Origin of the sequence: Amycolatopsis nivea, assembly GCF_004522235.1 — a bacterium.
Classification (GTDB): domain Bacteria; phylum Actinomycetota; class Actinomycetes; order Mycobacteriales; family Pseudonocardiaceae; genus Amycolatopsis; species Amycolatopsis nivea.
The window spans coordinates 54,330-66,934 of the sequence record NZ_SDLT01000025.1 but is presented as its reverse complement, the minus strand read 5'-3'; the positions used below and the strand labels follow the sequence as shown (position 1 = coordinate 66,934).

Annotated in this window: 8 protein-coding genes; 4 read left to right on the top strand and 4 right to left on the bottom strand. The window is 70.5% G+C overall.

From position 1 onward, the window contains the following. Positions 1 to 177 precede the first annotated feature (177 nt). The gene (locus EIZ44_RS26765) at positions 178 to 1,611 is read left to right on the top strand and encodes an LCP family protein (RefSeq protein ID WP_134731903.1); all 1,434 of its coding nucleotides are present in this window, start codon (positions 178 to 180) and stop codon (positions 1,609 to 1,611) included. 271 nt (positions 1,612 to 1,882) lie between these two features. Beyond that, a complete protein-coding gene (locus EIZ44_RS26760) occupies positions 1,883 to 5,767 on the top strand; it encodes a Pls/PosA family non-ribosomal peptide synthetase (RefSeq protein ID WP_205673315.1) in 3,885 nt (1,294 codons plus the stop codon). A gap of 53 nt (positions 5,768 to 5,820) precedes the next feature. On the opposite strand, the gene EIZ44_RS26755 is transcribed toward EIZ44_RS26760, so the two are convergent. Together EIZ44_RS26755 and EIZ44_RS26750 are read right to left on the bottom strand one after the other, a co-directional pair. Beyond that, positions 5,821 to 7,059, bottom strand: coding sequence for a CaiB/BaiF CoA transferase family protein (locus EIZ44_RS26755; protein ID WP_134731899.1), 1,239 nt, complete (start codon positions 7,057 to 7,059; stop codon positions 5,821 to 5,823). Beyond that, positions 7,059 to 8,240 (bottom strand): acyl-CoA dehydrogenase family protein, encoded by a 1,182-nt coding sequence (locus EIZ44_RS26750; protein ID WP_238607106.1) that lies wholly within the window; start codon positions 8,238 to 8,240, stop codon positions 7,059 to 7,061. Before EIZ44_RS26750 ends, EIZ44_RS26755 begins: the two co-directional genes overlap by 1 nt. Before the next feature lie 127 nt (positions 8,241 to 8,367). Here EIZ44_RS26750 and EIZ44_RS26745 point away from each other — a divergent pair, with 127 nt between their 5' ends. Both EIZ44_RS26745 and EIZ44_RS26740 read left to right on the top strand, forming a co-directional pair. Then, positions 8,368 to 9,108, top strand: a complete 741-nt coding sequence (locus EIZ44_RS26745; protein WP_037819757.1) for an IclR family transcriptional regulator — start codon at positions 8,368 to 8,370, stop codon at positions 9,106 to 9,108. A 191-nt stretch (positions 9,109 to 9,299) separates the two neighbouring features. Next, the gene (locus EIZ44_RS26740) at positions 9,300 to 10,616 is read left to right on the top strand and encodes an MFS transporter (protein WP_051729770.1); all 1,317 of its coding nucleotides are present in this window, start codon (positions 9,300 to 9,302) and stop codon (positions 10,614 to 10,616) included. On the opposite strand, the gene EIZ44_RS26735 is transcribed toward EIZ44_RS26740, so the two are convergent. Then, positions 10,609 to 11,781 (bottom strand): polysaccharide pyruvyl transferase family protein, encoded by a 1,173-nt coding sequence (locus tag EIZ44_RS26735; RefSeq protein ID WP_134731897.1) that lies wholly within the window; start codon positions 11,779 to 11,781, stop codon positions 10,609 to 10,611. The genes EIZ44_RS26740 and EIZ44_RS26735 overlap by 8 nt on opposite strands. Continuing rightward, complete coding sequence (locus tag EIZ44_RS26730) at positions 11,778 to 12,347, bottom strand: OmpA family protein (RefSeq protein ID WP_134666614.1); 570 nt, start codon at positions 12,345 to 12,347, stop codon at positions 11,778 to 11,780. The genes EIZ44_RS26735 and EIZ44_RS26730 overlap by 4 nt, the downstream gene beginning before the upstream one ends. Between the last annotated feature and the right edge of the window lie 258 nt (positions 12,348 to 12,605).

The following is a 12,605-nucleotide window of genomic DNA, read 5'->3' as shown; positions in this document are numbered from 1 at the left end:
TTCCCCTCACGTACTTCCGGCGTCCTGTGCCGGAGCGGCGCTGACCCTCCAAAGTGTGACGCTCGCCGGCGGGCGCCCGTCCGACCTCGGCGGGCTGCCCGGCCGGTCCTCTCTCTCATCGCTCTCACAGGAACCCCGGAGTAGACCGGGTGCCGCCGGAGGGAGGAGCGGTGAGCGATGGAGCGCGCGAACGGGCACTGGGCCGAGCGGATCGGCGTGGTCGCGCTGGTCGCGGTCCTGCTGGGCGGGGCCGCCTACGGGTGGGCCGAGCTGCGCGCGCTGCTGTCCGGGGTCACCGCGTCGACCGCGCTCGACGGACAGGCCCGGCCGGGCGGGGACACGAACATCCTCGTCATGGGACTCGATTCGCGGCTCGACGAACGGGGCGAACCGCTTCCCGCCGAGCTGTACGAACAGCTGCACGCGGGAGACCAGCACGTCGGCGGATACAACACCGATGTGCTGATGCTCCTGCACGTTCCGGCGGACGGCGGGCATCCCACGGTCATCTCCATTCCGCGCGACGATTACACCGATCTCGCCGGCTGTCCGGACGGAGTGTGCCAGGGCCGGATCAAGGAGGCATACGGGTACGCGTTCGCCGCGGAAGCCAAACGTCTTGCCGCGCAAGGTGTCACCGAGAAGGCGGCTCGCGAACAGAGGTCTCGGGACGCCGGTCGCGCGGCAGAAGTCGCTACGGTGCGCCAGTTCCTCGGCGGAGTCGCGGTGGACCATTTCGTCGAAGTCACCCTGGTCGCGTTCTATCAGCTGGCGCAGGTCGTGCAGCCGATCACGGTGTGTTTGACCGAGGCCGCCCACGACAGTTACTCGGGCGCGGATTTCCCGAGCGGCCAGCAGCGGATTTCCGCGGCGCAGGCGCTCGCGTTCGTGCGGCAGCGGCGGGATTCGCAGCACGAGTTCACCGACCTGGACCGGGAACGGCGCCAGCAAGCGTTTCTCGTTTCGCTGGCGCATCAGCTGGAAGAAGGCGGGGTATTCGGCGATCCGGGGAAACTCGGGCAGCTGGTTTCGGTCGCGCGGCAGAATGTCGCGATCGATTCCGGGCTCGACCTCAACGCGCTGGCGCGGCAGGCGGAATCGTTCGCCGGCGGGGATCTGACCTTGGCCTCGCTTCCGGTCGAACGGTTCGAAAAAGACGCGCGCGGCGAAGACGTCAATATCGTCGATCCGGTGCACATACGGGCCGCCGCGGCCCGGCTGCTCGGCCGGACCGTCCCGCCGCCGCCCGCCGCGACGGCCGGACCCGCGGTGGACGTGGTGAACGCGAGCGGCCGTGAGGGCGCGGCCGCTCGGGTGCTGAAGACTCTCCCGTCGCGGGGATACCGCGCCGGGCGCACGTCCAACGCACGGCACACGCACCGCACCGTCGTCCGCTACGGGCGCGGGGATTCCGCGTCGGCGGCGAAGCTCGTGGCCGCCCTCGGCGGCGGGTACGGCGTGGGTTACGACGGCGCGCTGGCGGCGGGGGAGTTGAAGCTGGTGCTGGGCACTGATTTCCGGGAAAAGGCCGGCGAGGCCGCTCCGGTGCCGGTCGCCCCGGTTTCGCCCGCCGACGAATTGTCCGGAGGCGGGGTGCCCTGCGTGCGGTGACCGGGAGAAGCACAAAGATCCTGTGAACCGGTTGAGAACGAATTCCGAAATTAACTCTGCCGAGTGACGCCGGCGGCACTGCGTCCGCTAATGTCCGGACTCGCGTGACGAGCCGCACAGCAGCGGCCGGGGGATTGCCCGATATCTGTTCTTGTTCCGATTTCAGCGTCCGGGAACGGCGCTGCTGCTTCAGCCCGGCCTCACGCCGCCCATTGTTGAGTGGTTTCCGGCCGGTTTCGTGACTCGTGTTCTCCTGGAAAGAGGTTTTCCTGTGACGCTGGACGCGGATCGGGCGCGCATCGTCGCGCCCGAGAGGCTCGCCGAAAAGGCGACGGCGGTTTACCGGGCGGGCCCCGCGCCCGCCGTGCGCACACTTTACGACATTTTCGCCGAAACGGTGCGCAACCACCCGGACGCGCTCGCACTGGACGACGGAACCGAGCGCGCGACGTACCGCGATTTCGCCGTACAGGTCGAAGAACTCGCCGGACGCCTCCGCACCGCCGGGGTCATGCCGGGCGACCGCGTCGGCATCCGGATGACCTCCGGCACGGCGGCTCTGTACCGCAGCATTCTCGCCGTTCTTTCCACTGGCGCGGCTTATGTCCCGGTCGACGCCGACGATCCGGCCGACCGCGCCGAGACCGTGTGGACGGAAGCTCAGATAAGCCTGGTCCTGACCGATGCGGGAGTGCCGGCGTCGCGTGGACCGCAGTGGCCGCGAGTCCGTCCGCAGCCGCAGGACGACGCGTGGATCATCTTCACCTCCGGCTCCACCGGCAAACCCAAGGGCGTCGCGGTCACGCATCGCGCGGCTGCGGCCTTTGTGGACGCTGAAGCCCGGCTGTTCTGCACCGCACGGCCGCTCGGCCCGGGCGATCGTGTGCTGGCCGGGCTGAGTGTCGCGTTTGACGCGTCGTGCGAGGAGATGTGGCTGGCGTGGCGGCACGGCGCGTGCCTGGTCCCGGCGCCGCGCTCGCTCGTCCGCGCGGGTGCCGACCTCGGACCGTGGCTGGTCGAGCGGGGCGTCACGGTCGTGTCCACGGTGCCGACGCTCGCCGCGCTGTGGCCAGTGGACACTCTGGCCAGCGTCCGGTTGCTCATCCTCGGCGGCGAAGCGTGCCCGCCGGAGGTCGTGACGCGCTTCGACGACGGCAAACGGGAAATCTGGAACACCTACGGCCCAACGGAAACCACCGTCGTCGCGTGCGCACAACGGCTGCGCGCGGGCGAACCGGTGCGGATCGGGCTGCCGCTCGACGGCTGGGAACTCGCGGTCGTCGACCCCGAGGACCCGGCGGGCATCCCGGTGCCGTGGGGCCGCAGCGGGGAACTGGTGATCGGTGGTGCTGGCCTCGCCCGGTACCTGGACGCGGCGAAGGACGCGCAGAAATTCGTGCCGCTGCCGGGGCTCGGCTGGAGCCGCGCGTACCGCAGCGGCGATCTGGTGCGCGCGGTGCCGGAGGGGCTGGAGTTCGTCGGCCGCGCGGACGGCCAGGTCAAGATCGGCGGACGACGCGTCGAACTGGGCGAGATCGACGCCGCACTGCGTGCGCTGCCCGGTGTCGCGGCCGCCGCGACGGTCGTGCAGCGCACGGACAGCGGCGCGCAGGTGCTGGTCGGCTACGTGGTGCCGGAGGGCGAGAGCCTCGATCGCACCGCAGCGCGCAGTCTTCTGCGGGACCGGTTGCCCGCGGCGTTGGTGCCCCGGCTCGCGTTGGTCCCGGGTCTGCCGGTGCGCGCGTCGGGCAAGCTCGACCGCGACGCGTTGCCGTGGCCGCTGGAGGAACCGGCCGCCGTGCCGGTGGTGCCGTCCGATCCGAAGCTGGCTTGGCTGTTGCAGGTGTGGAGCGAACACCTCGGGACCACGGCCGGTCCGGACGACGACTTCTTCGACCTCGGCGGCTCGAGCGTGACCGCCGCGCGGCTCGTTTCCGTGCTGCGCGAGCGGTATCCGAGCGCGGCAGTGTCCGATGTGTACTCCTGCCCGACGCCGCGGGAGCTGTACGAACGCCTCGCCGGAGCGCCGGTCGAAACCGTCGCGGCGGAAGAGCCGCAGGTCGCTCCGGTGCGCGGCAGCGGCTGGTGGCAGGCCGGGGTGCAGCTGGTTTTGCTGGCCCTGTCCGGAACGCGGTGGCTGCTTTCGGTGTCGCTGCTTGGCTCGCTGGTTTCGCTGGGGCTGCCGTTGCAGTGGCTGCCGCGAATGTCGTGGTGGATCCTCGTGCCCGCGTGGCTGGTGCTGCTGAGCCCGCCCGGCCGGATGCTGCTCGCCGCGGGCGGCGTGCGGGTGCTGCGCGGAAAGCTCGCGCCGGGGGAGTACCGGCGCGGCGGCATTGTCCACATGCGACTGTGGACGGCGGAACGGTTCGCCGCGGTGGCCGGCCCGCCCGGAGTCGCCGGAACGCCGCTCGCCGCGCCGTATGCCCGGTTGCTCGGCAATCAGGTCGGCCGAGGTGTGGACCTGCATTCGCCGCCGCCGGTGAGCGGCCTCGCCGGCTTCGGCGACGGCTGTGCGATCGAGCCCGAGGCGGACCTGGCCGGATGGTGGCTGGACGGCCCGATGCTGCGGATCGGCCGCGTCCGGGTCGGAGCCGGTGCCCGCGTCGGCGGCCGCAGCACGCTATTGCCCGGCACGGATCTCGGTGCCGGATCGGTGCTGCTGCCGGGCTCGACGCTCGACACCCGCGTACCGGACGGCGCGGTCTGGGGTGGCTCCCCGGCCGGCCCCTCGGGCGAACGTCCGGCGCGGCCGACCGTGGCGGCACCGCGGGCGAAACGGTACTCGCTGGCCTTCGCGCTCGGCGGCACGGTGCGATCGATGTTCATGCTGGTGTCCGCGATCCCGCTGGTCGTGGTCGCACTGCTGCTGATCCCGGCGGCGGACGATCCGCGCGAGGCCGCACTGGCGATCCTGCCGTGGACGCCGTTGCTCGTCCTCGCCGGAATCGTCGGGTACGCCTTGACGATCGTCCTGCTCGTGCGGCTGGCCAGCCTGGCCGTGCGACCGGGGGTTTATCCGGTGCTCAGCCGCGCGGGCTGGGCGGCCTGGTTCGTGCACGAACTGCTGGAAATCGCCCGGCGGCAGTTGTTCCCGCTCTACGCCGCGCTGGCGACGCCGGTCTGGATGCGCTTGCTGGGCGCCCGAATCGGCCGCGGCGTTGAACTGTCCACTGTGCTCAGTCTGCCGTCGCTGCTGCGAGTGCGGGACGGCGCGTTCCTGGCCGACGACGTCCTCGCCGCACCGTACGAACTGGACCGCGGCTGGGTCCGGCTGGGCGTCTCGGAAGTCGGGGAACGCGCGTTCGTCGGCAACTCCGCCGTCGTCGGCCCGGACCGGACGCTCGGTTCCGCGTCACTGGTCGGCGTCCTGTCCGACACCCCGGCGGACGTCCCCGCCGGCACGTCCTGGCTCGGCCGTCCCGCGTTGGAGCTGCGCCGGATCGCGGACACCGCCGATCCCGCCCGCACCTTCGCGCCGCCGCGCCGGTTGAAGCTGGCCCGCGCGTTGGTCGAATCCTGCCGGATCGCGCCGCTGCTGATCGCGGGTCTGCTCGGCCTCGCCGTGAGCGCGGTACTGACTGGAGTGGACATCGCGGACGGCTTCTGGATCGCCGCCGTCCTCGCACCGGCGGTGTTCGTCTCGGCCGGTCTCTTCGCCGCGCTGCTGACGACGCTGATGAAATGGACGCTGGTCGGCCGGTTCCGGCCGGGACGGCATCCACTGTGGAGCGCGTTCGTGTGGCGGAACGAGCTGTACGACACGTTCGTAGAGACGCTCGCGGTGCCGTGGTTCGCCGGATCGTTCCTCGGCACGCCGGTGCTGAACTGGTGGCTGCGAACCCTAGGCGCCCGCATCGGCCGCGGCGTCTGGTGCGAGAGCTACTGGCTGCCGGAAACGGACCTCGTCCACCTCGGCGACGGCGCCGTGGTGAACCGCGGCTGCGTACTGCAAACACACCTCTTCCACGACCGCGTCATGCGACTGGATCCGGTCCGCCTCGGTGCTGGGGCGACGCTCGGGCCGCGCGCGTTCCAACTGCCGGGCAGCGGGGTTTCCGACGGCGCAACGGTCGGCTCGGGTTCGCTGGTGATGGCGGGGGAGACGGTCCCGCCACGCTCCCGATGGCGGGGGACTCCGGTCCGTCCCTGGCGGTGAGGTCTCGTGAGTGTTTATGCCGGTTCTAACCGGCATAAACACTCACGAGCCACCTACGAGCGCCCGCCATCTGCGACCCCCTTCGCCCGCTCGGAATGCGCCGCCCCCTTCGCCAGCTCGGAATGCGCCGCCCCTTTCGCCAGCGCCCGCTCCACCTCCTCGCGCGACAGCCCCGCCGCGGCAAGCACCTCCCGGGTATCCGCCCCCGGCGACCGCGGCGATTCCGCGGCACAGCCCGGCGTGCGGCCGAGCTTCACCGGCACCCCGACCCCGCGATACCCGTCCCGTTCCACGACCATTTCCCGGTGCCGTACCTGCGGCGCGTTCATCGCCTCCGCGATGTCGTGCACCGGCGAAGCCGGAACTCCCTTCGCCAGCAACAACTCGGCCAAGGAGTCACGTTTGTACTGTCCGATCAAGACACTCAGCTCGGCCCGCAACGCACCCACATTGGCGACCCGGTCGGCATTCGAAGCAAACCGCGGATCAGAAGCCAGCCCAGGCGCACCAAGTACGTCGACCAACGCCGCGAACTGCCGGTCATTCCCCGCGCCGACAAAAAAGAGCCCGTCTGCCGTCGAGAAAGTCTCGTAAGGCGCGATCGACGGATGCGCCGACCCAGTGCGCCGCGGCACCGCTCCATCAGCCAGCCACGCCGCCGAATGCGGATGCAGCAAGCTGATCACCGTGTCCAGCAACGAACAATCCACCAGCTGCCCGAGCCCGGACCGCGCCCGCTCGTGCAGTGCCAGCAGGATCCCGGAAAACCCGAGCACCCCGGTCACCACGTCGACCACCGGCACGCCGATCCGCAACGGCGGCCCGTCGGCCTCGCCGTTCACGCTCATCAGCCCGCCGTAGGCCTGCAACACCGCGTCGTATCCGGGCAGCCCGCCGAGCGGTCCGTCCGTGCCGAACCCGGTGATCCGACAGTGGATCAGCGCCGGATACTCCGCCCGGATCGTCTCGTCCGGCCAGCCCCAGCGCGCGAGCGTGCCCGCCTTGAAGTTCTCCACCACCACGTCGGCGCCCGCGAGCAGGGTGCCGAGCAGCGAACGACCGTCCGGACCGGACAGATCGAGCACGATGTTCTTCTTGCCCCGGTTGAGATTCGCGTAGTACGCGCTGGTCCCTTCGGACAGGAACGGCGGACCCCAGCCCCGCGTCTCGTCCCCGGCGGGCGATTCGACCTTGATCACCTCGGCCCCGTGGTCGGCCAGCATCTGCGTGCAGTACGGCCCGGCCAGCACCCGCGACAGGTCCAGCACCCGCAGCCCGTCGAGCGCGCCCATCAGTACGACCTCGGCAGCCCGAGCACGTGCTGGGACACGTAGTTCAGCACCATTTCCTGGCTGATCGGCGCGAGCCGCAGCAGCCGCGCCTCGCGGAAGTAGCGCTCGACGTGGTACTCCCGCGCGTAGCCCATCCCGCCGTGGGTCTGGATCGCCTGGTCGGCGGCCTGGAACCCGGCGTCCGCGCACAGCCATTTCGCCATGTTCGCCTCCTTGCCGGCCGGCAGACCGCGGTCGTAGCGCCAGGCGGCGTTGCGCGCCATCAGCTCCGCCGCGTCGAGCCGGGTCGCGGCCTCGGCCAGCGGGAACGCCAGGCCCTGGTTCTGCCCGATCGGACGGCCGAACACCTGCCGTTCCCCGGCGTAGCGAACCGCGCGGCGCAGGGCGGCGCGGCCGATGCCGAGCGCCTCGTGGGCGAGCAGGATGCGTTCCGGGTTGAGCCCGTCGAGCAGGTACCGGAACCCCTTGCCCTCCTCGCCGACGCGCGCCGATTCCGGCACCCGCAGCCCGTCGATCAGCACCTCGTAGGAGGACACCGCGTTGCGGCCGAGCTTGGGGATCGCACGCAGCTGCACCGCGTCGGACTCGATGTCCACGACGAACAGGGACATGCCGTCGGTCGGCTTCTCCACCTCTTCGCGCGGCGTGGTGCGGGCGATCAGCACCATCTTCTGCGACTGGCCCGCCTTGGTGATCCAGACCTTGCGGCCGTGCACCACGTAGGAATCGCCGTCGCGGCGGGCGAAGGTGGAGATGCGCGTGGTGTCGGTGCCCGCGTCCGGTTCGGTCACGCCGAAGCAGACGTGCAGCGAACCGTCGACCGCGCCGGGCAGGATCTCCCGGCGCATTTCCTCGCTGCCGTGCTTGACGATCGTGTTCAGCCCGAAGATCGTCAGGTGCATCGTGCTGCACCCGTTCATCCCGGCCCCGGACGCGGCCACTTCTTCCAGCAGCAGGGCGGCTTCGAGGATGCCGAGCCCGCCGCCGCCGTACTGCTCCGGGATCGCCATGCCGAGCCAGCCCGCGGAGGCGAACGCGTCGTAGAACTCGCGCGGGAACTCGGCCCGTTCGTCGCGTTCGGCCCAGTACTCGTCGGGGAACCGGGCGGCCAGCTCGCGCACGGCGCGCCGGATGTCCTCCTGGTCTTGGCTCAGCTGGAAGTCCACAGTGCTGCTCTCCATCGTGCGTATATGAGAACGCTAAGTTCGGATATACGTCCAACGTAAGGCGGCGCGCGGTTCGGGTCAAGCGCCGTTCCGGGCGGTCGGCGCGATAGGGTTCGTATCTGCGAACGCAGGGGAGGCTGTCATGACCGAGTCGAGCGCCAAGGCGCACCGGACGGTCGGCCGCGTCACCAGCATCCTCGAGTGCGTCGCGCGGCAGCCCGGGATGCGGCTGCACGAGCTGTCGGTCGCTCTCGACGCGCCCAAATCCTCGGTGTTCGGCCTGGTCAAAGGCTTGGTGTCGACCGGCTACCTGGTCGAGGCCGACGGCGCTTACCGGCTCGGCCCGGCGCTGGGGAACCTGCTCACCGGCGGCCTGCCCGGCATCGCGACCGCGGCCCGGCCCGCCCTGGAGGAGCTCCGCCGCCGGTTCGGCGAGACCGTGATGCTCGGCGCCGAGGTCGGGGATTCGCTGATCTACGTGGACGCGGTCGAGTCCGAGCAGCCGATCCGTTACTCGGCGCCGCTCCGCACGCGGCGGCCGCTGTACCCGCCGAGCGCGGGCAAGATCGTCCTCGCGTACTGGTCGGCGCGCCGGCGCGAGGCATACCTGAAGTCAGTGCTCCCGGACGCCGAGCGGGTGCGGGCCGCGATGGACGAACTCGACACCGTCCGCGCCGAGGGCGTCGCGCTCAACCGCGGCGAAACCCTGCCCGACGTGAGCGCGGCGGCGCGGCCGATCCTGGTTGACGGAGAGGTCGTCGCGGCGATCGCGGTCGCGGGCCCGACCACGCGGATTTCCGGCCGTCTGCCGGAGATCGGCGACGCGCTGGCAGGCATCACCGCGGCGGTCGTGAAGCGCTGGGAAGCCGCGCGCCAGGGCTGACTCACCGCGTGCGTGTTGGGTGCGGCTAGAACCGTAATCAACACGCACGACCCCCGATCCACCCCCTTGACCGCCGCCCCTGCGGCCTCTTAGCATCCGGATATACGCACCAAGCGTTCCCAAATACGCACGCAACGGCGCGCGCCGGCTGGCTTCCGCTCGCCTGTGCCCCAGTTCCGGAGAGCAGGACCATGCCCAGTGTTGTGGACGACAGCGTCGGAACGACCCGGAAAGCCCCGCGCGGAGTCGGGGTCGCGGTGGTCGTCGGCTCCGCGCTCGAGTGGTTCGATTTCTATCTCTACGCGTCGATGGCCGCGCTGGTGTTCGGCCATGTGTTCTTCCCGCCCGGCAACGACGCCGCCGCGACGATGGCCTCGGTCGCGACCTTCGCGGTCGGCTTCCTGGCCCGTCCGATCGGCGGCATCGTGTTCGGTGCGCTCGGCGACCGGATCGGGCGCAAGAAAGTGCTGTCGTGGACCTTCGTGCTGATGGGCGTTTCCTCGGCAGGCATTGGATTATTGCCGAGTTACGCGAGCGCCGGGCTTCTCGCGCCGGTTCTGCTCGTGGTGCTGCGGCTGCTGCAAGGACTCGGCGCCGGGGCGGAATTCGGCGGCGCGATCGCAGTCGCCTACGAGCACGCTGATCCGCGCAAACGCGGGCGGCAAGGTTCGTGGCCCGCGCTGGGCGTGAACGTCGGGTTGCTCGTCTCCTCGCTCGCCGTCGCCGGACTGACCACTTTGGACAAGGAGTTCCTGCACGGGTTCGGCTGGCGGATCCCGTTCCTGGCCAGCTTCCTGCTCGTCGGCGTCGGACTGTGGGTGCGCCGCCGGGTTCCGGAAACCCCGGAGTTCGAGAACCTGGTGCGCAGCAAGAAAAACCGGCCGCGCGGCTGGGCGAATCGGCCGCTGGTGAAGCTGTTCCGCAGCGACTGGCGCGCGCTCGCGGTGGTCATGGTGATCACCATCGGCTACAACGGCGTCAGCTACGTGTTCAAGACGTTCTCGCTCGCCTATTTGACGAATTTCCGCGGCGTACCGGCGAATATCGGCGCGCTGGGGATCAGCATCGCGAGCGCGACGGCGATCGTGACGGTGCCGATCGCCGGGTGGATCAGCGACCGGATCGGCGCGAAGAAGGTCGTGGTCGCCGGCGGGGTCGCGACGGGATTGCTGGCGTTCCCGTTCTTCTGGCTGCTCGACACCGGCACCAGCTGGTTCATCTGGCTCGGCCTCGTGCTGGCGACCGGCATCGTGGTCCCGGCGATGTTGTCGGCGCAAGGAGCGTTCCTGGCCAAGCAGTTCCCGGCCGAGGTCCGCTCGACCGGGCTGGGCACCGGCCGCGAGGTCGGGGGAGCGGTGTCCGGCGGGCTGGCACCGCTGGCCGCACTGGCGATCGTGGAAGCCTCCGCGACGCACGCGACCTGGGGTGTTTCGCTGCTGTTCATCGCGGGCGCGTTGTGCATCGGACTCGGCGCGCTCGCCGACCAGAGCCGCAGCAAACTCAACTGAGCCGCGGCCACCGGGTGCGGGTTTTGGGCAGTTCCGGACCGTAGACGGCTTCGGCGACTGAGCGTTTGAGGTTCGCGCAGTGGTGCAGCACGTGTGCCGGGAAACCGTTGCCGGAAGGGCGTTCCGGCGGTTTCTCGGCACCGGCTGCCACGAGTGTCCATCCGGAACCGAGTTCGATGAGGCTCTGGTGTTTCGTGGTGTAGTACTCCGGCGCAACGTCGACTGCCACGCCGGTCGCGCCCGCCGCGGCGGCGACCAGATGCAGATGGAAGCGGCTGGAGATCCAGGTCTGTCCGGGCGCGAGCGGGAGGCCGCGATGCCACACGTCGCGGAACGGGTGGAATTCCGCACCGGGCAGTTCGTGTTCCAGCAACGCGAAAACCTCGCGGTCGACGCGAGGAATCCCTTCCACCACAGCGAGTTCGCCGGGCGGCAGCCGCCACTCGCGCACCAGGCCGAGTACCTGGGCGGCGAGCGAGGACGGTCGCTCGGTGCCGATGTCCGACTGCATGCACAGGACGAACTCGCGCGTCGTGGGCGTCGTCGGCGGTTGCGGCGCAAGGAAAGCGTCGTCGCAGGACCGCTCGACACCCGCGACGCCGTGCAGGAGTTCGGCGGACGGATCGTCGCGGACGTCCACGACGTCGAATCGCTCGGCAAGCGCGCGCAACAGTACGGCCGCGCCCGGCGGGAAGGGGACGAAACCCTGTCCGGTCATTGCCGAACGGGCTCCGGAACGCTGCGCGGCCGCGGCGGCCCCGGCGACCAGTCCCAGGTGCCGGGGCCACAGCGCGTTGACGTAACCGCCGCCGATCAGATGCACGACGTCGAGCTTGCCGAGCAGTTCGATCCCCGCGTCCCAGCGCGGCGCGCGACCGGGGTCGTGCACCGCGGACCGCACCCAGGACGCGACTTCCCACGGATCGTCCGACGGCGCTTCGCCGCACAGCCGCCACAAGGTGTCCGTGCAGCGCAAACGCGGATGCAGGTCGCCGAACAAATGCTGTGCGGGACCCGGCGAATGCGTGTCGAGCCAGACTTCGGCGTCCGGCTCGGTGCGGGCCAAGCGGCGGATCCAAGCCGCGGCGATCAGTTCGTCGCCGAAGTTCGGATAGCCGCTCGGCCCGACCAGGTAATGCCGGCGGGGGGACGGGGCAGGAGTCACGAAGCGACGCTGAGCTGCGTGTCCAACGCCTGGTCGCCCTGTGCCTTCTCGCTTCCGCTCGGCTCGGCCTGGATGCGGTCCTTGGCCACGCCGTCGCCCTCGAGCGCGGTCGAGATCGCCTGCGCGCGCTCCTCGGACAGCTTCTTGGCCTTGTCCGCGTCCGGGTAGCCGGCGTGGGTCTCGACCTTCAGTTTGACATCGTTGCCCTGCATGGCTTTCGCGATCGCGGCGAGGCCTTCCTTGGCCTTGGCGGTCAAGTCCGCCTTCTCCGGCTCGAACTTGATCGGCGAGGCCTGCGAGGCCTGCTGGATCGCGGCGGTGACCGCCTGCGCGGCCGGGCCGCCGGCGTTCTGCCCGGGGGCTCCGTTCTGGCCGGACGCGCCGTTCTGCCCGGCGTCGCCGGACTGGTTGGCTCCGCTGGGCTGTGCGGCTCCGCTGGACTGGGCGGTGTTCTGCCCGGACGCTCCGGATCCGGACGAGTCGTTCGATCCGCCCGACCCGCACGCGCTGACCAGCGCGACGACGGCTGCGGCCCCGACGACCGCCTTGACGAGTGCCCTCTGCATGAGAATTGCGCTCCTTCGGCTGGGTTCGCCGGGATCTGAACACGGGGCCAAGACCGCGGCAACCGGGACGCACCCGGCGAACGCGCCAAGCCACCGCGCGGTTTCGCCCCGTCAGCAGGGAAGGGGCGGCGGCTCGCGGCCTCGCCCGCGGAAACTGACATCCACCCGGGTGAGGGACCCGTCAAGTCCACAAAGGACAGTAAGATCGCGACGCGCGAGGCAGCTGTATAACGACCTATTCAGCGCGCCTTCGGGCGA